This is a genomic window from uncultured Parabacteroides sp., from assembly GCF_902493135.1.
Classification (GTDB): Bacteria; Bacteroidota; Bacteroidia; order Bacteroidales; family Tannerellaceae; genus Parabacteroides.
The window spans coordinates 21,940-45,122 of the sequence record NZ_CABUOD010000004.1 but is presented as its reverse complement, the minus strand read 5'-3'; the positions used below and the strand labels follow the sequence as shown (position 1 = coordinate 45,122).

18 protein-coding genes are annotated in these 23,183 nt (G+C 47.0%); 13 read left to right on the top strand and 5 right to left on the bottom strand.

Features of this window, described 5'->3' with window-relative positions:
- Positions 1 to 113 precede the first annotated feature (113 nt).
- Genes RDN79_RS02880 through RDN79_RS02870 form a run of 3 tightly spaced genes read left to right on the top strand, consistent with a single transcriptional unit; the run spans position 114 to position 4,661 of the window.
- Entirely contained in the window at positions 114 to 2,054 is a 1,941-nt protein-coding gene (locus RDN79_RS02880) for a glycogen debranching enzyme N-terminal domain-containing protein (protein ID WP_298551457.1), read from the top strand.
- Between the two features lie 14 nt (positions 2,055 to 2,068).
- Positions 2,069 to 3,337 (top strand): glycosyltransferase, encoded by a 1,269-nt coding sequence (locus RDN79_RS02875; protein ID WP_298551455.1) that lies wholly within the window; start codon positions 2,069 to 2,071, stop codon positions 3,335 to 3,337.
- A gap of 16 nt (positions 3,338 to 3,353) precedes the next feature.
- Positions 3,354 to 4,661: a glycoside hydrolase family 57 protein gene (locus RDN79_RS02870; RefSeq protein WP_298551453.1), complete on the top strand. Its 1,308-nt coding sequence runs from the start codon at positions 3,354 to 3,356 to the stop codon at positions 4,659 to 4,661.
- Between the two features lie 84 nt (positions 4,662 to 4,745).
- Here the strand turns inward: RDN79_RS02870 and RDN79_RS02865 are convergent, their stop codons facing one another.
- Together RDN79_RS02865 and RDN79_RS02860 are read right to left on the bottom strand one after the other, a co-directional pair.
- The gene (locus tag RDN79_RS02865; RefSeq protein ID WP_298551451.1) at positions 4,746 to 6,131 is read right to left on the bottom strand and encodes a DUF4270 domain-containing protein; all 1,386 of its coding nucleotides are present in this window, start codon (positions 6,129 to 6,131) and stop codon (positions 4,746 to 4,748) included.
- Positions 6,132 to 6,141: 10 nt separating this feature from the next.
- Positions 6,142 to 6,960, bottom strand: a complete 819-nt coding sequence (locus tag RDN79_RS02860; protein ID WP_298551449.1) for a glycogen/starch synthase — start codon at positions 6,958 to 6,960, stop codon at positions 6,142 to 6,144.
- A 99-nt stretch (positions 6,961 to 7,059) separates the two neighbouring features.
- Between RDN79_RS02860 and panC the strand changes: the two genes are divergently transcribed.
- From panC to RDN79_RS02815, 9 genes are all read left to right on the top strand, one after another.
- Positions 7,060 to 7,902 carry a pantoate--beta-alanine ligase gene (gene panC / locus RDN79_RS02855; RefSeq protein ID WP_298551447.1) on the top strand — a complete coding sequence of 281 codons (843 nt, stop codon included), beginning with the start codon at positions 7,060 to 7,062 and terminating at the stop codon, positions 7,900 to 7,902.
- A 112-nt stretch (positions 7,903 to 8,014) separates the two neighbouring features.
- Positions 8,015 to 8,365: an aspartate 1-decarboxylase gene (gene panD / locus RDN79_RS02850; RefSeq protein WP_298551446.1), complete on the top strand. Its 351-nt coding sequence runs from the start codon at positions 8,015 to 8,017 to the stop codon at positions 8,363 to 8,365.
- A gap of 103 nt (positions 8,366 to 8,468) precedes the next feature.
- Positions 8,469 to 9,791, top strand: coding sequence for an MATE family efflux transporter (locus tag RDN79_RS02845; RefSeq protein ID WP_298551444.1), 1,323 nt, complete (start codon positions 8,469 to 8,471; stop codon positions 9,789 to 9,791).
- Between the two features lie 135 nt (positions 9,792 to 9,926).
- Complete coding sequence (locus RDN79_RS02840) at positions 9,927 to 10,652, top strand: zinc-ribbon domain-containing protein (protein WP_298551442.1); 726 nt, start codon at positions 9,927 to 9,929, stop codon at positions 10,650 to 10,652.
- Positions 10,653 to 10,668: 16 nt separating this feature from the next.
- Positions 10,669 to 11,961 (top strand): FHA domain-containing serine/threonine-protein kinase, encoded by a 1,293-nt coding sequence (locus tag RDN79_RS02835; protein ID WP_298551440.1) that lies wholly within the window; start codon positions 10,669 to 10,671, stop codon positions 11,959 to 11,961.
- A 32-nt stretch (positions 11,962 to 11,993) separates the two neighbouring features.
- Positions 11,994 to 13,649 carry an FHA domain-containing protein gene (locus RDN79_RS02830; protein WP_298551438.1) on the top strand — a complete coding sequence of 552 codons (1,656 nt, stop codon included), beginning with the start codon at positions 11,994 to 11,996 and terminating at the stop codon, positions 13,647 to 13,649.
- 18 nt (positions 13,650 to 13,667) lie between these two features.
- On the top strand, positions 13,668 to 14,720 hold the full coding sequence (locus tag RDN79_RS02825) for a PP2C family serine/threonine-protein phosphatase (protein ID WP_298551436.1): 1,053 nt from the start codon (positions 13,668 to 13,670) through the stop codon (positions 14,718 to 14,720).
- Between the two features lie 3 nt (positions 14,721 to 14,723).
- Positions 14,724 to 16,379: a serine/threonine-protein kinase gene (locus RDN79_RS02820; protein WP_298551435.1), complete on the top strand. Its 1,656-nt coding sequence runs from the start codon at positions 14,724 to 14,726 to the stop codon at positions 16,377 to 16,379.
- Positions 16,380 to 16,384: 5 nt separating this feature from the next.
- Entirely contained in the window at positions 16,385 to 17,533 is a 1,149-nt protein-coding gene (locus RDN79_RS02815; RefSeq protein WP_298551433.1) for a BACON domain-containing protein, read from the top strand.
- A gap of 7 nt (positions 17,534 to 17,540) precedes the next feature.
- Here the strand turns inward: RDN79_RS02815 and RDN79_RS02810 are convergent, their stop codons facing one another.
- The 3 genes from RDN79_RS02810 to RDN79_RS02800 form a co-directional block, all read right to left on the bottom strand.
- On the bottom strand, positions 17,541 to 18,314 hold the full coding sequence (locus RDN79_RS02810) for a LytTR family DNA-binding domain-containing protein (protein ID WP_298551431.1): 774 nt from the start codon (positions 18,312 to 18,314) through the stop codon (positions 17,541 to 17,543).
- A 123-nt stretch (positions 18,315 to 18,437) separates the two neighbouring features.
- Positions 18,438 to 20,498 (bottom strand): histidine kinase, encoded by a 2,061-nt coding sequence (locus tag RDN79_RS02805; protein WP_298551429.1) that lies wholly within the window; start codon positions 20,496 to 20,498, stop codon positions 18,438 to 18,440.
- A gap of 400 nt (positions 20,499 to 20,898) precedes the next feature.
- Positions 20,899 to 21,210, bottom strand: coding sequence for a hypothetical protein (locus tag RDN79_RS02800; RefSeq protein ID WP_298551427.1), 312 nt, complete (start codon positions 21,208 to 21,210; stop codon positions 20,899 to 20,901).
- A gap of 745 nt (positions 21,211 to 21,955) precedes the next feature.
- Here RDN79_RS02800 and RDN79_RS02795 point away from each other — a divergent pair.
- On the top strand, positions 21,956 to 22,912 hold the full coding sequence (locus RDN79_RS02795; RefSeq protein WP_308572853.1) for an Rpn family recombination-promoting nuclease/putative transposase: 957 nt from the start codon (positions 21,956 to 21,958) through the stop codon (positions 22,910 to 22,912).
- Positions 22,913 to 23,183 lie beyond the last annotated feature (271 nt).

The window sequence follows — 23,183 nt, the reverse complement described above, 5'->3', positions numbered from 1 at the left end:
AATATGAAAGCAAATTTGTTTTTTTATTTTTTAAGTGATACTTTTGGTCAGGATACAAAAGCAATTTATTTGTTATCACGTTAAAGCATAAACTTAAAACCAAATATAAAAATATGAGTTATCTTAAATTTGACAAGACTCTTATGACGAACCTGGAAGAAGCGCTACCAAGAGAAATTCTTCGTACAAATCGTTCGGGAGCCTATCATTGTACAACTATCGTTGATTGCAACACAAGAAAATATCACGGATTACTTGTGATTCCGGTTCCGGGACTGGATGATGAGAATCATGTATTGTTGTCGTCATTGGATGAAACCGTCATACAACATGGAGCCGAATTTAATTTGGGGCTTCATAAGTATCAGGGGGATAATTACAGTCCGAGAGGTCATAAGTACATTCGTGAGTTCGAGTGCGAGAAAGTTCCTACGACGATTTATCGTGTAGGCGGTGTTGTTCTGAAAAAAGAGAAGTTGTTTGTCCATCATGAGAACCGAATCCTGATTCGTTATACGTTGTTGGATGCTCACTCAGCGACAACATTGCGTTTGCGTCCGTTTTTGGCGTTTCGCAGTGTCCGCGAATATACGCACGAGAACGCTCAGGCCAGTCGCGAATATCAGGTTGTGACGAATGGTATCAAAACTTGCATGTATCCGGGCTATCCCGAATTGTATATGCAATTGAACAAAAAGAATGAGTTCCATTACCAACCGGACTGGTATCGGGGGATCGAATATCCGAAAGAGCAGGAAAGAGGCTATGATTTTAACGAGGATCTGTATGTTCCCGGATATTTTGAAGTCGAGATAAAGAAAGGTGAAAGCATCGTCTTTTCCGGCGGGGTTTCCGAAATTGGAACTCGTTCGTTGAAAAAGACATTCGAAGATGAGGTTGAAGAACGTACGCCTCGCGATACTTTTCAACATTGTCTGATCAACGCTGCACACCAGTTTCTGAATAAGCAGGAAAACGAATCTTATATTTTGGCCGGTTATCCGTGGTTCAAATGTAGGGCGCGTGATTTGTTTATTTCCTTGCCGGGGCTGACCTTGGCCATCGATGAGGTCTCCAAGTTTGAAATGGTAATGGAAACCGCCCGTAAGGCGATTTATGATTTTATCCATAATGAACCGAGCCGGATCAAAATTTATGAAATGGAGCATCCCGATATCTTGCTTTGGGCCGTTTGGTGTATTCAACAATATGCTAAGATGGTTTCACGTGAGGCATGTCGCGAAAAATATGGTTTATTGTTGGAAGATATCATGACGTTCCTCTGCCAGGATAAACATCCGAATCTGGTTTTGCATGAAAACGGATTGCTTTATACGTATGGCATGAATAAGGCTGTTACATGGATGAACTCGACGGTTAACGGACATCCCGTTATTCCACGTACAGGATATATTGTTGAGATCAATACATTGTGGTATAATGCTTTGCGGTTTGTCGGAGAATTGTCGGGCGAGGCGGGCAATACTGCCTTGGCTGAATCATTGGGTGCCTTGGCCGAAAAAAGCGGGAAGTCGTTTGTCAATGTCTTCTTGAATGAATATGGCTATTTGCTCGATTACGTCGATGGTAACATGATGGAGTGGAGCGTACGTCCGAATATGATATTTGCTGTGGCATTTGATTATTCGCCTTTAAATTCCAGCCAGAAAAAAGGTGTGCTCGATATTGTGACGAAAGAGTTGCTTACTCCTAAGGGACTCCGTTCTTTGAGTCCGAAAAGCGGTGGCTATAATCCTAATTATGTAGGTCCTCAGATCCAGCGTGATTATGCTTATCATCAGGGAACGGTCTGGCCTTGGCTGGCAGGTTTCTATTTTGAGGCGTATCTTCGTATCTATAAGATGAGCGGCATAGGGTTTATCGAACGTTATCTGATCGGGTACGAAGATGAAATGTCGTCTCATTGTATTGGATCCATTCCAGAACTGTTTGATGGTAATCCTCCGTTCAGGGGGCGTGGAGCCGTTTCATTTGCAATGAATGTTGCAGAAATATTGAGAATATTATACTTATTAAGCAAATATAACTATTAAAAGGAGGAGCCTGTATGAAAGTATTAATGTTTGGATGGGAATTTCCTCCCAAAATATACGGTGGTCTTGCGGTGGCATCCTATGGTATTACTAAAGGTTTGAGTCTGCAGAATGATGTGGAGACAACTTTTTGCTTGCCGAAGCCGACCGGTGAAGAAGAAGGTTTCCTGAATATTATAGGTATGAACCAAGTACCTGTCGTATGGAGGGATGTTAATTATGATTATTTGAAGTCCAGGCTTCCCAATTATATGACGCCGGAACAATATTATGCTTTCCGTGACCATATCTATGCCGATTTCTCTTATCTGAATGTAAATGATTTGGGCTGTATGGAGTTTGCCGGAGGGTATCCTGCTAACCTGCATGACGAGATCAATAATTTTTCGATTATTGCGGGAGTTATTGCTCGTCAGCAGCAGTTCGATATTATTCATGCCCACGATTGGCTGACATATCCGGCCGGCGTGCATGCAAAGATGGTGAGTGGAAAGCCTCTTTGTATCCATGTCCATGCAACCGATTTCGACCGTTCACGCGGAAAGGTCAACCCGACCGTGTATGCAATGGAAAAGAACGGTATGGATTATGCGGATTGTATTATGTGCGTATCTGAATTGACGCGGCAGACGGTTATCCGGGAGTATCATCAGGACCCGCGGAAATGCTTTGCCATGCATAATGCGGTTTATCCGTTGTCGCAAGAACTTTTGGACATTCCTCGTCCGGAGCATAAAAAGGAGAAGGTCGTGACTTTCCTGGGACGTATCACGATGCAAAAAGGACCGGAATATTTTGTCGAGGCAGCGGCGCTTGTTTTGAAACGTACGCGTAATATCCGGTTTGTTATGGCAGGTTCGGGCGATATGCTGGATGCCATGATCAATCTGGCTGCCGAGCGTGGAATTGCCGATCGTTTCCATTTCCCCGGATTTCAACGTGGAAGGCAGGTATATGAAGCCTATAAGAACAGTGACGTCTTTGTGATGCCTTCTGTTTCCGAACCGTTCGGGATTGCCCCGTTGGAAGCCATGCAGTGCGGAACGCCTTCCATTATTTCCAAACAGTCCGGTTGCGGAGAAATTCTCGACAAGGTGATTAAGACGGATTATTGGGATATTTATGCAATGGCAGACGCTATCTATTCGATCTGTACGAATCCGTCTTTGTTCGAATATCTTCAGGTGGAAGGGAAGAAAGAGGTCGATGGCATCACATGGGAAAAAGTCGGCTTGCGGATTCGCGCTCTTTATGAGAATGTCTTAAAGAATTACGGTAAATAATAAAACACAATTAGATATGAAAACAATCTGTCTTTATTTTGAAATACATCAAATTATACATTTGAAACGCTATCGTTGCTTCGATATCGGTACGGATCATTACTATTATGATGATTATGAAAATGAACGCAGTATCACGGAGATTGCGGAGCGTTCTTATATTCCGGCATTGACTGCTTTGCTTGAAATGGCAAAGAGCAATGGGGGAGCTTTTAAAGTCGCTTTTTCTATTTCGGGCGTGGCTTTGGAACAGCTGGAGATCTATTCTCCTGCCGTGATTGACTTGTTGCATCAATTGAATGACACCGGCTGTTGTGAATTTTTGTGCGAACCTTATTCTCATGGGCTTTCCTCTTTGGCTAATGAAGAATGTTTCCGTGAAGAGGTTGCCAGGATGAGTGCAAAGATCAAACAGGTTTTTGGGAAAACTCCCAAGGTTTTCCGTAATTCCAGTCTGATTTATTCAAATGAGATCGGATCGGTTGTTGCAAGTATGGGATTTAAAGGGATTTTGACCGAAGGTGCCAAGCATGTGCTGGGATGGAAGAGTCCGCATTATGTGTATCATTGTGCCTATAATCCTAATTTGAAGATTTTGCTCCGTGATTTCAAATTGTCGGACGACATTAGCCTGCGTTTCTCAAATTCGGATTGGAGTGAGTATCCGTTATTTGCTGATAAATATATCGGTTGGATTGCGGGCTTGCCGGAAGAAGAACAGGTTATCAATATTTTTATGGAGCTTTCCGCTTTGGGCATTGCGCAACCGTTGTCTTCGAATATCCTGCAATTTATCAAGGCTTTGCCGGCTTGTGCGAAAGAAAAAGGTATATCATTCTCGACTCCGTCTGAAATCGTGACAAAGTTCAAGTCGGTCGATCAGGTCGATGTCCCTTATCCGATGTCATGGGTAGATGAGGAAAGAGATACAAGTTGTTGGCTGGGTAACGTGATGCAGCGCGAAGCGTTTAATAAATTGTATAGTGTGGCCGGCCGCGTTCATTTGTGTGATGATCGCCGTATCAAGCAGGACTGGGATTATTTGCAGGCAAGCAATAACTTCCGTTTTATGACGACCAAGAAAACCGGGATCTGGCTCAATCGTGGCATTTATGATTCTCCGTATGATGCATTTACCAATTATATGAATATATTAGGTGATTTTATCAGCCGTGTAGATGCCTTGTATCCTGTCGAGATAGAGAACGAAGAATTGAATTCTCTTCTTACGACGATTAAGAACCAGGGGGAAGAGATTGAACAGTTACAGAAAGAACTTGACAAGTATAAGAAAAAAGCAGCGAAGAAAGCGGCTGCCGAATAGAGAGGTAAAGTGATAAATGAAAACCGGGGCTCCCCAAAAGGAAGTCCCGGTTTTTTGTATCAGAGAATATAATAATCAGTCTGTTTATTTATATTCGATTGTTACGATACGCATTTCCATCGCGTCTTTGTCGATGCGCAATTTCACGCCGGAAGGTTTCAAATAGTTCTCGATGGCGACCGTATAATCGCTTGTCTGTCCGTAATAGTTGGTTGTCGTTCCTATTCTGCGTTGTACGGGAATGACGTTGATAACCAGATCTTCATCCGGAGAGTTCTCTATGTGGGTTTTAAGCAGCTTGGCTATGTTTCCGAACGAGTAGGTTCGGGTAGAAGCCACATATTCTCCTCGGAAGGAAGTGATGTTGTTTTCCACACTATTGTTTTTAAAGAACGTATCCATTGAATCTTTCGGAAGTATCAGAACGTTGTCCGGAGCTTCGAATGCAAATTTCCAGTCTTCTTGCGGAAGGGCTTTTAAAGAAAGATCCATGTTGCTGACAATACGTCCTTTGATGATCGGGGCAATGTCTTGTGCCGGAATTGTCAACTGAGTGTATACGCCTGCCGGACTTTTCAGATAAGCGATGCTGTCATTGGGTTCCAGCAGATGGCTGATGTCTGTATTCTTGAATCTGTTCAACTGGATGACTTCGGATGTCGCACTGAAAGTCTCCAGAGTCTGTACGATTGAATCCTGATCGGCGGAGCCTTTTACCGTGTACTTATAGTAAATGTTCATTCGGGTGCCTTCGATATTCAGGATGTTTCCTGTACCGTATGTATTTGTGACATAAATTCCGGGAAAGAACTGATTGAACGTATTCTGGTCGTTAAAAACTTCCGGAGTTTCGATTGTCGCGTCATAGAAACGTTGCCCTAATTCTTTAGGCATACGAATTGTGATATTAGGATCGTATGAATATACAGTTCGGCCATTGCTTGTTGTTGTCGCATTCCAGAGAGAATCCGAAACACTTAAATTACGTGCCGTATACGTCTGCATACCTAATGATTTCTGCATATTGCAGTATTGTTCCGGATCGATGTTCGTATAAAAATCCCTCGTTAGCGGAGTCGTTATTTCGTATAGTTGTACACGCATCGGAGTTAACGAATCACCTGTCCAGCTTCGGCTGTAATATATTTTAAATTCGACCGAATCTATTACGCCGTTGTAGGGCGTATTTCTGAACCGGTAATTATCCGGGCAGTAGAACTGGCACATAAAATCTGACTTCAGGTTTCCATATAGAGGATCGTATATTTCCCCTAATGAACCGTAAATTGTCCGGGCATAGACGGAATCCGTCTGTACTGTTTTTGCTTTCATGTAGAATGTGTCCGCATATACCAACGGCCTGTCATTCTCCGGTTGAATACCTGTTCCTACCTGCGTCAAATCATCATTACACCCGCTCAGAATCGAGATTCCGAGACTCAGGCCAAGTATAAAAAGCTTGATTTTCATTTCTCTAAATTTATTTTGTGCCTAATACGACATCGTAGAATTCGTTGAATTTATCCATATAAACGTCCGGCGACTGGTAAGGCAGGAACGGAGTGTGCTTTTTAGTGGCAATATAATCCAGCACATCCTGATTGATCGTTTCGCTGCCCTGTATCACACCGTCTGCGAAATCGATGGCGAGTTTGGTCAGTCCGGTGAAACTTGTATCGGCTTTGAGACCTTTCAAGTCGCTGTCCTTGGCTCCGTCCATCTTTAACTTACTTGCAAATTCTTTCCTGAACGGTGTTTTGAAGTCATCGTCATAAATAGAGTAAACGATCTTTGCATCTTTGAGGCAAGGATCGTCGGCATACATACGTTTGATGTACAGGGCGGTCAGCGCTGACATCCATCCATGACAGTGAATGACGTCCGGTATCCAACGGAGCTTTTTCACTGTTTCCAATACACCACGAACGTAGAAGATCGAACGGTCGTCGTTATCCTCGTATTCGTTTCCATCATCATCGCTAATAGTATGCTTTCTTTGGAAGAAATCTTCATTGTCAATGAAGTACACCTGCATGCGGGCTGCCTGAATGGATGCTACCTTAATGATCAGCGGGTGATCGGTATCATCAATGATGAGATTCATACCCGAAAGCCGGATTACTTCGTGCAATTGATTACGGCGCTCGTTAATGCTACCGAACTTGGGCATGAAAGTCCTAATTTCACGACCGCGCTCCTGTATGCCTTGCGGCAGGTTTCTGCATATCGTTGCAATCTCTGATTCGGGAAGGTAGGGTGTTATTTCTTGAGCTATAAACAAGATTTTTTTTGCATCCATTCTGTAAACTAGTTTTATAAAGACGCTACAAAGATACAAAATTTCTTTCATTTACCGCAATTATTTATTTGCTTTGCACCGTCAATAAGCATCTAAAGGATGAAAATAGTAAACAGTATTAAGGAATTGAAGAGTTATCTCGCTGAAGAAAAGCGTAATAACAAACAGATTGGCTTTGTTCCCACGATGGGCGCATTGCACAATGGGCACTTGAGCCTGGTTAAGCGTTGTGTGGAAGAAAACGACGTGTGTGTAGTCAGTGTTTTTGTCAACCCGACCCAGTTTAACGACAAGCACGACCTTGAAACGTATCCTCGTACGTTGGATAAAGATTGCGCTTTGTTGGAGCCGGCCGGTTGTGATTATGTATTCGCTCCGTCGGCAGAAGAAATGTATCCGGAGCCTGATACCCGCACATTCGATTTCGGCACTGTTTCGGCGGTAATGGAGGGGGCACGCCGTCCCGGACATTTCAACGGGGTCGCTCAGATCGTGAGTAAGCTTTTTTATGTGGTCGAACCGGATAACGCCTATTTCGGTGAAAAAGATTTCCAGCAGATAGCTGTGATCCGGGCTATGGTTGAACAGCTAAACATACCGGTGAAGATCAATGCCTGCCCGATTTTGCGCGAGGCGGACGGTCTGGCATTGAGCAGCCGTAATGTGCGTCTGACGCCCGAGCAACGTCAAAAAGCTCCGTTAATAGCTCGTACGTTAAAAGAAAGTACTAACTTTGCGCCCGGAAAAAGTGTGCAGGAGGTGATTGACTATGTAATCAATACGATAAACGCCGATCCTGTCATGCGTGTGGAATACTATGAGATCGTGGATGGAAATACGATGGAATCCATCAAGAACTGGTCCGATACGACTTATCCGGTTGGATGTATTACCGTCTATTGCGGGGAGGTTCGTCTGATAGATAATATCAAGTATAAGTAAAGGATAGATGATTTGTTTTGTTCCATAGGCATGAAACATAATTTCCATAGGCATGAAACTATGGTTTCATTATATTGAAACAAAAGAAATTTAAATATCTAATTCATATCGTATGCTAATAGAAGTAGTTAAATCAAAGATTCACCGGGTGACGGTAACGGAGGCCAACCTGAATTATATCGGGAGCATCACTGTCGACGAGGATTTGCTGGACGCCGCCAATCTGATTGCCAACGAAAAGGTCGCTATTGTGAATAATAATAACGGCGAACGTTTTGAGACGTATATCATTAAAGGCGAACGTGGATCGGGAGTGGTTTGCCTGAACGGGGCGGCTGCCCGCAAGGCGCAACCTGGCGATATCATCATTATTATGTCGTATGCCTTGATGGATTTTGAGGAAGCGAAAACATTTAAGCCGTCGGTCGTGTTTCCTGATACGGCAACCAATAAACTGATATGAAGCATCGGTAGCTGAAATAAATGCAATAGCATATAAAGAAGAAGCTCGCCTGATGTGGCGGGCTTTTTTTATGAGTATGGATTTCCTTCGTAAATAATAGTATATGTACACAAACAAGCAAATTTGGAATGTCAGTTATCCTATTTTTCTGAGCCTTCTGGCACAGAATGTCATTAATGTGACGGACACCGCGTTTTTGGGCCGGGTCGGCGAGGTTGAGCTGGGAGCTTCGGCAATGGGCGGCTTGTATTACATCTGTGCCTTTACGATCGCTTTCGGTTTTAGCACCGGATCGCAGATCATCATGGCCCGCCGTAACGGGGAGCGGAATTATAAGGAGGTCGGGCCGGTGATGATACAGGGCGTCTTCTTCCTGCTTATGCTGGCTGCCGTCATGTTCACTTTCTCCCGCTTGTTTGCCGGAGACATTATGCGGGTGCTGATTTCTTCCGATACGATTCTGAACGCCACGGAGGAGTTCTTGGACTGGCGTGTGTTCGGATTCTTTTTCTCTTTCGTGAATGTGATGTTCCGTGCTCTGTTTATCGGCATTACGCGGACGAAGGTGCTGACGCTGAATGCGATTGTGATGGCATTGACGAATGTGTTGCTGGACTACCTGCTGATCTTCGGCAATTGCGGTTTCCCGGAATTGGGAATAAAAGGGGCGGCTATCGCTTCGGTGATGGCGGAGGCGGTGTCTATCGTGTTTTATATGCTTTATACCCGGATGACGGTAGATATCAAGAAGTACGCGCTGAACCAGTTCCGGTCGTTCGACGTCAAACTGTTGAGGCGCGTGTTGGGCATCTCTATATTTACGATGTTGCAATATTTTATTTCGCTCAGCACTTACTTTATGTTGTTTGTCGCCGTGGAGCATTTAGGGCAGCGGGAACTGGCGGTTGCGAATATCGTCCGGAGCGTTTACATCGTTCTATTGATTCCCGTCAACTCTTTATCGACGGCAACGAACACGTTTGTCAGCAACAGCATCGGGGCGGGGCATAAGGACCAGGTCATTCCGATCATCCGTCATATCACGTGGATATCGTTGGGGATCATGGCTGTTTTTGTGTCTGTCACTTGTCTGATTCCTTCTGCGATATTGTCGGTTTATACCAATGACGTGACTTTGATACAAGCCTCGATCCCTTCCCTTTATGTGATTTCGGGCGCCCTGCTGATCGGAGCGGTTGCCAATATCGTGTTCAACGGGGTGACGGGCACGGGAAATACCCGTTCGGCTTTTGTGATGGAGTTGGTCACCCTCGTTTTCTATACCTTATTTATATATGTGGTCGGTATGCGCCTGCACATGCCGGTTGCGATCTGTTTCATGACCGAGGTGGTGTATTACACCGGTTTATTGGTCGCAAGTGTTATCTATTTGAGGAAAGCGTCTTGGCAGAACAAGAAAATCTGACTTTGTTTTGGCGGGATAGTAGTTTGTTTTGACCTGATAGGCTTGCGGAATGACCGGATAGTCCTGTTCGTGGTTGTTGCTGTTTTTGCGTAATGCCTTGAATTTGTTTTTTTGTATATACAAAAAAGGCGAATTATGAGGTGTACTAATTGCGGTTGGGAGAATTCCGGCGACAGGTCAAATTGTGAGAAGTGTAATTCTCCGTTATCAAATTATGCCATGCGTGAACATGCTGTAACGGATGTTTATGCTCGGCGTACAGTGAATGAAAATATAGGGGTAAATGTCGGTAGGCCTACAGTCTGCGAGCAAGGGGAAAGCGAAAATTGTCCGCAATGCGGTTATCCTCTTTTGCCGGATATGTCGGAATGCCCGAATTGTAGTTATTCCCGCCGGTCTCCGGCAGGAGCAGCATCCGATCCTTTGATTTGTCCCAAGTGTAATCATGAAAATCGAAAAGATGCATTCTATTGTTCGCATTGCGGGTATGAGCTACAGAAGAAAGAACCGGTAAGGCCACCCCGCTCCGGTTACGGGAGGAAAACGATCACGCCGTGGGAAATGCAGGCCCCGGCGTGCACATGCCGTCTTTCCATGATACCTAACGCGAATGAGGAAGTTGTTTCCTCTCCGCTTGTATTCTCCGGTGAAGAAATCATCCTTAACCGTGAAAATACGGATGAAGGCAATATGACGATAACTTCCAAAGAACAGGCAATCCTGACCTATGAGAATAAGAAGTGGTACCTTCAGGACAGGAGCGAACAAAAAACAACATTCGTATATACAACCGAAAAAATAGAGCTGAAGCCCGGAGATATTATCGTGTTGGGCAATAGGAGATTTGAGTTTGACGAATAACCTCAAATGAATAGCCATGTCCGGAGTTGTCGTTAACAGATGTGATTTTACGGTTGGCCAATATATCGGCGGGATCTATCGGGTGGACCTTGTTCTGGGGGAAGGTTCTTTCGGGAAAGTGTTCAAGGTGACGGGACCCGGTTCGCAGGTGTATGCTTTGAAGCTGCTGAAACTATGGGAAATAGTCCCCGAACTTCGTAAACCTTTGATGGATCGCTTTGTCATGGAATTTGAAACCGGATTGATAAAAAGCCGGTTCCTGGTTCATTCCGTGGCTCATGGGCTGGAGTGCGGCAATCCTTTTATCGTCATGGACTATTGCCCGAAAGGGAATCTTACCCAGTACATGGACCGTTCCCCCGTCGACCTGGTCAAGATCGGGCGGGAGATCCTTTGCGGGTTAAACGATTTGCACAAAAGCGGGAAGGTGCATCGGGACCTGAAGCCGGAAAACGTATTGATCAAAGAGGATGGAACAGCCGTCTTAACCGATTTCGGGATCAGTGGCGACCGGAACAAGCGAATGACGGAACGGAATATATTGGGGCGTCCCCAACAAATTTTCGGCACCTATGCTTATATGCCTCCGGAGCAGGTCAACCGCTTGCGGGGAGACGCAACGGTGCTCCCGACAACCGATGTTTTTTCTTTCGGCGTGATGATGTACCAATTGCTGACCGGTAAACTGCCTTTCGGCGAACTGAACGATCATAACGATTTGGTCGTCTATCAGCGGAACGGGAAAAACGGCAACTGGGACAAGCGGTTACTGGAACAGATCGAAAATGGCGTGGTCTGGCAGAGGGTGATCGAAGGTTGCCTGGTCCCGGATTTCAAACAACGTTTGCAATCGGCTGCCGCCGTGCTTGAGCGGTTGCCTCGGGGACAATTCGTGTCACATATCCCGCTGCCGGTCGAACGGAAACCGGGAGCCGGGAAGAAAGGATTGTCCATGCGCGTCATGCAAGGATCGGAACATGGTAAGGTCTACGATTTGAGCCGTTTGTTCAGGAATCGGAAAAGGCTGGTCACGATAGGAAGGGAGGAGTCGAATGTCGTATGCATCCCGGAGAACGAAAGTCCTTACATTTCGCGCCGGCATTGTACGATCGAAACGGACGGCAATACAGGACGCTGGTTTATCCGTGACGGGCAATGGATCGCCGAAAAGGGACGAACGGGCTATTGGAAAGAGTCGGTGAATGGAACCTATATAAACTCTACTCCGGTAACGTCGGAAGGAAGCGAACTTCACCCCGGAGATATCATAACGATCGGTGATGTCACCTTTCGGATTGAAGATTATTAATTCTAATTTATTAATGAAAAAAGTATAGACTTATGGTACAAAGACAAACAGAGCCATACAGACGGTCCTTTTCCGGATCGGTTGGCGCAGGAATGGGTGCACTGATGGGAGGTGCGCATAAGCAATATTACGTATTGGAGCATCGCATGTCTTCTAAATATCACCGTGCCGGTGAAACACAAAAGATCATTGTCGATCAGATAGAGATGGGGCGTGATCCGCGTTGCCAGGTTCGTTTCGACGATTCGTTTACCTCGGTGAGCCGTCGTCATGCGGCTATCGTCCGCGATGGAGCAGGCTGGAAACTGGTTCATTTGTCTAAAGTCAATACCACGCTTTTGAACGGCCGTCCGGTCACGGATGAATGGTATCTGCAGAACGGAGACGAGATACAGCTCTCTTCCAATGGACCCCGCATGGGATTTATCGTACCCCAGGGCGACAGAAGCATGATCAAGAATATAAACTTTACGGAACGGTTCAGCCTCTTCCGCCAACAGGCATTGAAACCTTATAAGCAGATGATGGTTTGGATGTCTGTCGTTTTCCTGCTGGTGATCGGAGGCTTTATCGGTTGGAGTATCCTGAACCAGCAGCAAAACCAGAAAGCGAATGAAATGTTGGCGGGAAGTATCGCGTCTGTAAGCGCTCGCCAGGATAGTGCCGGAGTGGAGGCGCAAAAACAACTCGCAGCCGTTTCCAACCAAGCCCAGACTGCCGCTCAGGCGGCGATACAGGCCAGCCAGGCCAGTCAAGCCAGCACTTCGCAGGGCATAAACCAGCTTCGTAGCGAATTGGTGGGCCTGAAAAGCGACTTGAAAACAGCCCGTGAAGAAAAAGCGGAAAACGAATCAGCCAAACAATCGGCTGTCGCCAGTGAACCGGTCGCTTCTCCCGCTTCTGCTTCCGTGGCTCCGGCTGCAAGCGGTATGACTTCATACGAGAGTTGTTTCCCCTACATCTATTATATCCAACTCGACAAGGTAGAACATACGAATAAAAAAGGCAAGACGGAAGTAATCGATATCATACATCGCTGGGCGGGAACCGGATTCCTGTTGAGTGACGGACGCTTTGTCACGTCCCGCCGCATCATTGAAAGATGGTATTTCCAGGTAAACGGCAACCTGATGGACGAAGACATGCGCCCGTTGAACAAGGCCGTCTGTAATCTGGAAAAGGTGGTGGCTTATTTTACAGCCTATTCTTCCACCGGTGATGCGTTGACTTTTACGAGCGACCAGTTCACTTGTGACCGCAGCGCCGATACCTATACGGTTCTCCGGGGGCCGTTAGGAGGCCTTGTCAAGGGAGCCCGTTTGCGTATAGCCCCGTCGAACGGTGGAAAAGACTGGGCTTATTTCCAGACAGCCAAGAAAGGCGGTCTGAAATTCGATCCCTCGAAATCGACCTCGCTGGGCCGGGGCATTCCTTTGACCATTTTAGGATTCCCGGCGGAAGTCGGCATCAACTCGGCTTCGGGACCGGTTTACGGCAGTGGCGTAACGGCTAACAGCGGATTGGATCGTGGCGATATCATGACAACGAATACAAGTTTTGAAATAGGCGGTTCGGGTGCACCTGTTTTCGCCGTTTCGGAAACCGGAGAGTATGAAGTGATCGGTCTGATTTCTTCTATGGCCGAAGGATTGCGGGGAGTGGTCGTGCCGATAGCAGCTGTCCGGTAATGAAAAATGAAAGAATATATGGGAGAAACGAATAATAATCCTTTTAAGTTCAAGCTCGGAGCACAAACGAATGTGGGATGTGTCCGTACGAATAACGAGGATAATTTTGTCGTGAGTGCGGATCTTGCTGCGGGGGAGTGGTTGCTTCCCCGCGATTGCCATACCCTTTTTACGTTAGGCGATAAAGGGGCGATGCTCGTCGTCGCAGACGGCATGGGAGGATTGGATGCCGGCGAAATAGCCTCCCGGATAGCCGTCGATACGATGAAAGAATTCTTTTCGGCAGATAAGATAACGGACGAGATCGTGAAAGACGATTCGACCATCCATAAATATATGCACGAGGCGGTGGTAGCGGCCGACAATGCCATAAAAAGAAGGAGCAAGGAGGAAAAAGGAGTCAAGTCGATGGGCACTACCCTTGTAGCGGCCTGGTTGTTCGACGGTTATGCCAACATCGTCTGGTGTGGCGATAGCCGGGGGTATCTGTTCAATCCCGTATCCGGGCTTACGCAGGTGACAAAAGACCATTCCTATGTGCAGGAATTGGTCGACAGCGGCCGTCTTCTTCCGGAATACGCCTTCGACCATCCCGACAGCAACATCATCACCCGTAGCTTGGGGAACCCCCAGAAAGCGGCGAATCCCGATTTTATCCGTTTGCCTTTGCTGGAGGGAGAGGTGCTTTTGCTTTGTTCGGACGGGCTCAATTCGATGCTTCGGGACGAGGAGATCGAGTCTGTCATGCAAGGAACTTCGGACGATATCGATGCGTGTGCGAAAGCGTTGATTCAAGGCGCATTGGACTTGGGAGGCCATGACAACGTCACGGTCGTCCTTTGTCAGGTGGTCCCGGAAGAGAACAAGGAGCCGATACCGGAAATGCAGCAAACCATCTCGACCTTTACGGAGAAAGACCGTAAAAGGCCGGTCCGGAAAGTCGCATACTGGACGACCGGCATCTTGTTCATCCTTCTTTTGGCGTGCCTGGCCTGGCTGTTTTGGGCAGAAAGGAACGGGCATCCCTGGAAAAACAAGATTATTCAATGGTATGAACAAACAGTAAAATAAACTATGCAGTTAGAAGAAAATATACTATTTGCAAACCGGTATAGATTGGAACGGCTCTTGGGACGGGGCGGCTTTTCAGAAGTGTGGTTGGCCGACGATACCCTGACTTCCCTGAAAGTCGCATTAAAAGTCTATGCTCCGGGAGGCGGTATGGATGAACACGGCGTACAACTCTTCTCGACCGAGTTCTCCCTTGTTTTCAATTTGAACCATAGCAATTTGCTTAAGCCGACTTATTACGACACGTTCGAGCGGATGCCTTATCTGGTTTTGCCTTATTGCCGGCAAGGTTCGGCAGCCAGGCTGATCGGACAGATGAGCGAAAGGGAGGCGTGGTCTTTTCTGCGGGACATTGCGAGCGGCCTGGAATATTTGCATGGACAGGAACCGCCGGTCATCCACCAGGACATTAAGCCGGACAATATCCTGATCGACACGTCGGGACGTTATCTGTTGACCGATTTCGGTATCAGCATAAAGGCGCGGAATACGTTGCGGAAGAGTATCATGAAGACGGAAGGCTCCGTCGGGACGTTGGCTTATATGGGACCGGAGCGGTTCAGCAAATATCCTTTGCCGATCAAAGCAAGCGATGTGTTTTCTCTGGGGGCGACGCTCTACGAACTGCTTACGGGCATGGTCCCTTTCGGCGAACATGGCGGATTGTTGTTGCAGCATGGCGCCGAGATTCCGGTGCTGGAAGGGGAGTGGTCCGGCGAATTGAAGGCCATAATCGATTTGTGTCTGCGAAAGGACACATGGGAACGCCCTTCCGCAACGGAAATACGGGTTTATAGCGAGCAATACCTGAACGGTGAAGTCCCGGTTCTGCCCGGCAAGCAGGCTGAAAAGTCTTCTCCCCAAAAAGAAGAAAAAGTTCCGGAAACTCCTTTGGAAGTAGCCGTAGAGAAGGTAATCCCCGAAAGCCGGGAACCGATGCCGGAGGACCCCCAGGTGCCGGGAGAGAAGAAAAGGCCGGAAGAGACGAAGGAGACGGAAGATGCGGAAGAATCCGAATCTTCGGAAGAGTTAGTTTGGGAGGCGAACCGTAATTATCGTGAAGAGCCGGAGATAGAAAAGATAGAAACACATGACCCTGAATCAGATAATATAGCAAACAAAGCTCTTCTGAATGGTTTGCTCCCCCGCATCCTGAAGTGGGGCCTCCCTGTGATCGCCCTTGCCGGAATCTTGTTTTTTGTTTTTCGTAGCTTGGAACAGAAACAAAAAGAAGAGGAGGCAGAGGCGAAAGCAATGGAAATCGAAGCCCGCTATAACGAATACCTCCAGTACGTCCATGCCGGTGACAGCCTGACCGACCTTGGCAATAAAAGCCAGGGAGGAGATTACGAGCTGTTCTACCTGGGGGCGATCGGGCGTTATGACGCTGCCTTGAGGCTGGAGGATGAATACCGGACCGAGTTTCCCGGTGTGGCAGGCGTTTCGGCCCGGAAAGACAGTGTGCAGAAGAAAATTGAAGAGATTTATGATTTATTCGTATCTATGGCGGCAGAGGCGGAACAAACCCAGGATTTCGATATGGCGGAAATCTTTTACCAACGGGCGTCCGGCGTTAAACCGGAATCGGCCATCCTGAAAGATTTCCGTGCCCGCAGGGAAGCCGTTCAGGACTCTATCGCCAGTCAAACTAATAATTGAAAAAGATGAAAACAACGATAAGCAAATTATATGTGAAAGGCATGTTCGGCCTTTTGTCCCTGTTCCTTTTTGCCGCATCCGCCTTTTCGCAGGATTGCAACGGGACGTACGAGAGCGGTTTGGCCCTGTTGAAGAAGCGGACGGAGGCATCCGTCAAAGAGGCAGCCCGCAAATTCGAATCGGCAAAGAGATGCTACAAGGTGAACCGCGACCAGCAAGGCGTGCAGAATTGCGACGAACAGATCGCCGCCTGCAACCAGGTCTTGAACTATTTCACGCAACAGACCGCCAAAGCGACTGCCGAAGAGAGCTACGAGTTCCCCGCAACGGGAGGCGAACAAACCATCCCGGTGAAAACGAAACGAAGCTGGAGCTTCTCCGATGTCCATGACTGGTGTACGGCCGCTAAGGAGAAAGAAGGACTGAAAGTCGTCGTCAATCCGAATCGGACGACTGTGCGCCGCTCACAAACCATCACCTTGAAATGGGCGGGCAGGAAACAACTCGTCAAAATCGTGCAGGAAGGAGCGGAGGAGAAATTGACGCTGAGTGAATCCGATCTCTTTTTCCGGGCCGACGATACGGAGAAAGCGATCGAAATAACTTCGAACTGCGACTGGGCGATTGAAAGCAACGATGCCCCCTGGTGTTCTTGGCGTAAAGACAGCCTGCACCTGTACATCGAACCTTCCATCAACGAAGGGGCGGCAAGGCGTACAGGGACGATCCGTATCAGTGCCGGTTCGCGTCATGCCGAAATCCATTTGATGCAAGAAATGGATAATTTCAAGATTTTCACTCCGAATGAAAACGATACGCTCGTCTTTATTCCGAAAGGCGGAACGGTGGACTTGCCCGTCGAATATACGGTCAGCCAAAATGAGACGCCTTGGGAAATTTACTCCTATCCGAACTGGTGCACGGCAACCCGCGAAGGAAACGCCTCTTTGTCCCTGAAATGCCTGTCCAATAAAATGAAAGAAGACCGTGACGGCACGATCTTCGTGAAAAAAGGGCGCAGGCTTATTCCGATAACGGTTATCCAACTGGCGAAAGGATCGAAATACACGACCTTTCAACCGATTCTCGGCAAAAAGAAAAACGTGAAGTCTCTCTACCAGCGGGCGGTTTTGTTCACTCCCAAAGAAGATTGACGTTTTCCTACAGCATCAGAAACTTCTCCTGCAGCTTCTTCAGATACAGTTTGGAGATCTGCAGGTCGCGGACATTGTCGAACGGCGGATAGAACACGCATTTCTTATCCTTGATCATGATCAGGTAATTGATGTTGATGATATAGGATTGATGAATCTGTATGAACGAGGGAGAACTTGCCAGTATCTGATCCGCCGCTATGTTTTTACGGATGGAGATGGGAGCGGCCGCATTGTTCAGGTACGCCTCCCATTGCTTCCTGTCCGAATTATATTTGAAGAAACCCACGTTTTCGGGCCTGAGAAACTGCAGGTCGTTTGTCGGCGACGGGATGATGATCGTCTGCTCCAACGGGGAGAGGCTCCTCAGCAGGATATGGAAAGGGACCGTCTGCAACTGTTGTTCCTCCACCTTCTCGATGAAACGTTTCATCATATTGGACAATTCGCTTTTGTCGATCGGCTTTAAAAGGTAGTCGAAAGCCGATTCGCGGATCGCGTCGAGCATATATTTATTATAAGCCGTGTAAAAGACGACTTGCATGTTCCAGGTGATCTCGTTGCGGATCAGGTTCAGCAGTTCGGGACCCTGCATGTCGGGCAGCTCGACATCGAGGAATACCAGATCCGGCATCGTTTTGAAAATCATCTTTTTCCCCATTGCCCCGTTTTTGGCGATTCCTTCCACATTAAATTGCTGGTAGGACTTCAATTCGAAGGTCAGGTTGTCTACGGCCAGTTCGTCGTCATCGATGATTACTATCTTGTAGTTATTTTTCATGTGTCCTCTCTTTTTTTACAAATTTAATAGTTGTCATCAAAGTGCTCCGGCTCTTTCTATGCGAAATTGTGGATATTCTCTCTTTTTGACCGGTTATCCGGTTGCAAAAAGGGGCTAAACGGATTACTTTCCTTCCGGCAGGGCGTACGAGTAGTCCTCCGGCAGGGTGAATTGCACGAGGCACCCCGGGTTTTCATCTGTCCCCCGGCTGCTTTTACTGATCCGGATCGTGATGGGGACAGGGTTTCCGGCATTCAGCAGTTCAATGGTCTGGTTCAGCACCTTCAACCCCGTTCCCGTGCTTTGCATGTCCGGCCGGCCGGTTTGCAGGCGGAAGCCGGCGCCATTGTCTTCTATGCCGATTATGATAGAACCGTTTTGCCGGCAGACGGTGACGGACAGCCATTTTTCACCTTCTTTCTCCCGGAGGCCATGCTTGATGGCGTTTTCGACCGGAATCTGGATCATCATGGAGGGAAGTTCGAACCGGTCGATGTCGATTTGCGGGTCGATCCGTATCTCGGTTTGAAGAGACGGGCCGAAACCTTCCTGTTCGAGGGCGAGGTAGGTACGGACGAAATCGATCTCCTCGGCAAGCGTGATGCACAGTTTTTCCGTCAGGCGCAGGTTGAGGCGCATGATTTTGATCAGGTTGTACAGCTCTTTGTAACTGCTGTCGCTCTGGTTGTAATGGCTGATCACCCGGTTGAGCGTGTTGAAGATGAAATGGGGCGACACGCGGTTGCGGATGTTTTCCATCCGGAGGCTGATGATCTTGTTGCGCGTTTCGGCCAGTAGGAGGGCCCGTTGTTTTTTCTGGTAGAAATAGATGAAGGCCGCGGCGGTCAGCAGTATCACGCAAATGAGGATCCAGATATAGACGCTCAGTTCCAGCGACCGCATGTCACTCTGTTGTCTTTGAATGAAAAGCCTTTGTTTCATCAACGTCGTATCCTGTTTATAGCGGAGGTCCGTTTCGGCCACCCGCATTCGAATGCGGTCGTTGCGGATGGAGTCGTCCATTCGCATGTTTTCCTTGAGATATTGGTAGGCTTTGCGGTAATCGCCTGTCTCCTCGTAATAATGCTGTAGGTATTTTTTCCGGATGTCGACCAGGGTCGGCTCCGCTTGCATGTTATCGGTCATGCCGTGGAGCAGCCTTGTCGCTTCGGCGATCTCCCCTTTCTTGAGTGCCAGTTCGAGTACCTGCGTCTGGGCATGGTAGAGCGCCGACGAGTTGCCGGTCTTTTCGAAATAGGAGTAGCAGCGATCCAGGTAGTATTGGGCCGAATCGAGTTGTCCCGTCAGCAGGTAGATCGCGCCGATATTCAACATGCAGACATTCTGGGCGTAGGCATATTCGGGCGACGGCTTGACCAGTTCGTATCCTTTTTTGAAGAGGTCGAGGGCTTCGGGATATTTCTTTTCAAAGAAGTAGACGTTCCCGTGGTTCGTGCAATAGACGAATTTCCGGTTGAGGTCCATTTGGTCGAAAAGGCGGTAAGCAAGGCCGAAGTAATAATGCGAAAGGTCGAAATCGCGCAACTCCGAATAGGTTTGTCCCAGCCCCATGTAGATATTGATAAGCTCCTGTTCGGGCAGGTCGAGCGAGTCGGCGATGTAGAGTATCTGCCGGTAGTACCAGGCCCCTTGGTCGTAGCGGCCGCTGCGGACGTAGACGTCTGCCAGGTTCGTGTAGCCCGTCAGCAGCACTTCGCTGTTGTGCGTCTGCCGGCTGTAGGCGAGCATTTGTTTGAAATATTTTAGGGCCGAATCGTTCATGCTGGCGATTGCATACCGGTTCCCGATGTTGTTGCTCGCATCTGCCAACAAGTAATAATGAGAAGGAGTCAGCGTCTTTTGGCGTGCACAAAACTGTTCGACTTTCCGGCAGAGCGGCAGGATCGAGTCGAACTCGGAAGTCGTCAGGAAGGTCTTGACATATAGGTTGTAGAGCATGTACCAGTCTACGCTGTCCTGCACCGGGCGCGTCTGCATCGCGTCTTTCAGTATCCGGCGTGCGAAGAGGGCATCCGAATAGATCGCTTTTTGGGCTTGTGCGAAAACCGTGTCTCCCTCAGGCGCGAAGTTGATCTCCTGTACCGCCGGCACCTGCTTTTTGCAGGAAAGGCTAAAGGAAAATAAAAAGATAGCAATGATGTAGAGGATGTGTTCTTTTTTCATATTAGCGATGTTCTTAGATGACAGATTGTATTGAATTCGTTCTAAAGTTTGTTCTGCGGCAAATGTAGCGGATATAATGACATGATCGAATAAAAAGCGGATTATTTTTCGGATTTTCTATTATTTGAAAGCGGTCGGCAACCGTTTTATCAGGTTCCTGTTTCATAAAGTATCGTTTTAAGGCTAAAAATTCCCTTATTAATAGCCATAATTTAGGAAGGTGTGTCAAAATATAAAATAGAGCGCAGATGACACAGATTCAACAGATAACCGCAGATTTTTATTTTATTGATTTGCAATAATCAATCTGTGTGAATCAGTCTCATCTGTGTCATCTGTGCTCTAATATACAGATTAATGACACACCCCCCTAAAAGATCGTGATAAGGGGGAGTGACACTCAAAGGATATCATCTTGGGTATCGTCGAGGAAAGTGACCTGGTGCAGGTGCCGTATATGGTCAAAATGATGCAAGACCCTGTTATGGCAAATGATGTAGAAGGCATCTCTTGTCTTTAATGTTCCATAGATCGTAGTCAGCGGTATGACAAGATCAGGGACTTCGTCCATCGGAAACGAGAGGCAACCATCAGAAAAAATAATGGTCCATTCGTCAAGGAGGGAGCGAAGGGATGTTTCAATCTCACATAAACTTTGTTTCGGAATGCGATTGGCGATGTCGCGAAGGGATTCCCGGCTTTTCTTTTTCATATCTTTATAAGTTTAAAATTAGATATGTTCCGCAACCGCATAAAAAAGGGGTACGTAACATATACACAAACCCCACTTGTAGGTACTGGAATACCTGAAAACCGAGAATATATAATATGCCCGTACCCCCGCTTATCGTAACTAAAAGTACATAAGCAGAGTACGAACATTTAAATATCGATTTTCTAAAATTTCCAGTTTTACAAGTGGATAATTAAATGTCCTATAACGACGTACCGGATTTCTCCCCGGTAACAGAAGCAAAGATAGTCTATTTGATGGAGTTTGCAAAAAAATGTTGCCTCAAGATTAATTATTTTCGGAGTTTAGTAAGGATTTTTATTTGTATTAATAAGTAGATGTTTGTGGTTAAATGCAGATTTATGATTCAAATTTGAGAAGAAGTGAACCTATTCCCAACGGATTTATATATGATAAAAAATACAAGAACCCCTTCAAAAACGGCGGATATCTGTATGTCGTTAATATTCAGCCTATAGGCAAATTTCTTGTTTGTTAAAAAAAGTTACCCGTGCGGGTAATTTGGAATATATGGGGTATAAAATCAAATTTCATGCGCTATTGTTTCAATCCAGACCAACGGGTATTTGGATAAATCGTACAATAAGTAAGAAATAACACTAAGTTCGCAATAGATAATCCGAAACATTTTTCCCGTTTCATCCTCCTGTTCATAAATAATGCATATATTTGTGGATTACATAACAAATAAAAAACAGTAACTATGAAAAAGGAAGAGTCGGATCTGAAAATCATGGAAGAGATGGAAAGAAAAGAGTTGCAGGACAGGTATATCCGTTTTGATTGGGCCATCAAGCGTCTGCTGCGCCAGAAGGCCAATTTCGATGTGCTCGACGGTTTCCTGACCGTCATGCTGAACGAAGAGATCAAGATCGTCGAGATCCTCGAAAGCGAGGGCAACCAGGAACGCGCCGACGACAAGTTCAACCGCGTCGACATCAAGGCGCTCAACAGCAAAGGCGAGATCATCATCGTCGAGATCCAGAACACCCGCGAGATAAACTACCTCGAACGCATCCTCTACGGCGTGGCCAAAGCCATCACCGAACACATCTCTTTGGGTGAAGACTACGACAAGATCAAGAAAGTCTACTCCATCAGCGTCCTCTATTTCGACATCGGTATCGGGACGGATTATATCTATCACGGCCAGAACCATTTCGTCGGCGTGCATACGGGCGACCAGTTGCGGGTCAACGAGCGCGAACGCAATGTCCTCGTCTCGCGCCTCCCCGCCGAAATCTTCCCCGAATATATCCTGATCCGCGTGAACGAGTTCGACAAAGTGGCCCTCACGCCATTGGACGAATGGATGGAATACCTGAAAGACGGCACGATCCGTCCGGATACGACCGTTCCCGGCCTGAAGGAAGCCCGCGAGAAATTGAAATTCTATTCCATGTCGCCCGCCGAACGCCTCGTCTACATCCGCCACCTCGAAGACATCAACATCCAGAACAACGCGATCTACACCTCCAGGCTGGAAGGAATCGCAGAAGGTGAGGCGAAAGGAAAAGCGGAAGGTCTTGCCGAAGGTGAGGCAAAAGGTTTTGCCGAAGGCATGCGCCAAGTCGCTGTCAGGATGAAAGAGACGGGGGTAGATATGGCTACCATCGCAAAGTGTACCGGCTTGAGCGAGGAAACGATCCGGTTTTTATAAGGAAGGCTATTTCCTTGTAAGGAAAAGGATCATTATAGTCACATCCGCTAATATTTGTATCGTAAATGCAGATTGATCCGTTTTGTTTTTCTTGTTTATTAGTGGTAAAACAGAGGACTTATTGTATAATACCGGTTTCTTGACAATAAAATACATTCTTTAATGATGGGCGTGAAATCCGGCTTTTTAAGGATAAGGAAGGGCTTCATCACTTGAGATGCGCAGTTTTTTGCCACAAAGACGGTCGCGATTGCCATGAAGTGTGCAGTAT

What these genes read in the sequence shown, in the direction of transcription:
- RDN79_RS02845 (WP_298551444.1), top strand. Translation starts at nt 8,469, where the DNA reads ATGTACACAAACAAGCAAATTTGGAATGTCAGTTATCCTATTTTTCTG.
- RDN79_RS02815 (WP_298551433.1), top strand. Translation starts at nt 16,385, where the DNA reads ATGAAAACAACGATAAGCAAATTATATGTGAAAGGCATGTTCGGCCTT.
- RDN79_RS02840 (WP_298551442.1), top strand. Translation starts at nt 9,927, where the DNA reads ATGAGGTGTACTAATTGCGGTTGGGAGAATTCCGGCGACAGGTCAAAT.
- RDN79_RS02880 (WP_298551457.1), top strand. Translation starts at nt 114, where the DNA reads ATGAGTTATCTTAAATTTGACAAGACTCTTATGACGAACCTGGAAGAA.
- RDN79_RS02800 (WP_298551427.1), bottom strand. Translation starts at nt 21,210, where the DNA reads ATGAAAAAGAAAAGCCGGGAATCCCTTCGCGACATCGCCAATCGCATT.
- RDN79_RS02805 (WP_298551429.1), bottom strand. Translation starts at nt 20,498, where the DNA reads ATGAAAAAAGAACACATCCTCTACATCATTGCTATCTTTTTATTTTCC.
- RDN79_RS02830 (WP_298551438.1), top strand. Translation starts at nt 11,994, where the DNA reads ATGGTACAAAGACAAACAGAGCCATACAGACGGTCCTTTTCCGGATCG.
- RDN79_RS02870 (WP_298551453.1), top strand. Translation starts at nt 3,354, where the DNA reads ATGAAAACAATCTGTCTTTATTTTGAAATACATCAAATTATACATTTG.
- RDN79_RS02865 (WP_298551451.1), bottom strand. Translation starts at nt 6,131, where the DNA reads ATGAAAATCAAGCTTTTTATACTTGGCCTGAGTCTCGGAATCTCGATT.
- RDN79_RS02825 (WP_298551436.1), top strand. Translation starts at nt 13,668, where the DNA reads ATGGGAGAAACGAATAATAATCCTTTTAAGTTCAAGCTCGGAGCACAA.
- RDN79_RS02795 (WP_308572853.1), top strand. Translation starts at nt 21,956, where the DNA reads ATGAAAAAGGAAGAGTCGGATCTGAAAATCATGGAAGAGATGGAAAGA.
- RDN79_RS02810 (WP_298551431.1), bottom strand. Translation starts at nt 18,314, where the DNA reads ATGAAAAATAACTACAAGATAGTAATCATCGATGACGACGAACTGGCC.
- RDN79_RS02875 (WP_298551455.1), top strand. Translation starts at nt 2,069, where the DNA reads ATGAAAGTATTAATGTTTGGATGGGAATTTCCTCCCAAAATATACGGT.
- RDN79_RS02860 (WP_298551449.1), bottom strand. Translation starts at nt 6,960, where the DNA reads ATGGATGCAAAAAAAATCTTGTTTATAGCTCAAGAAATAACACCCTAC.
- panD (WP_298551446.1), top strand. Translation starts at nt 8,015, where the DNA reads ATGCTAATAGAAGTAGTTAAATCAAAGATTCACCGGGTGACGGTAACG.
- RDN79_RS02835 (WP_298551440.1), top strand. Translation starts at nt 10,669, where the DNA reads ATGTCCGGAGTTGTCGTTAACAGATGTGATTTTACGGTTGGCCAATAT.
- RDN79_RS02820 (WP_298551435.1), top strand. Translation starts at nt 14,724, where the DNA reads ATGCAGTTAGAAGAAAATATACTATTTGCAAACCGGTATAGATTGGAA.
- panC (WP_298551447.1), top strand. Translation starts at nt 7,060, where the DNA reads ATGAAAATAGTAAACAGTATTAAGGAATTGAAGAGTTATCTCGCTGAA.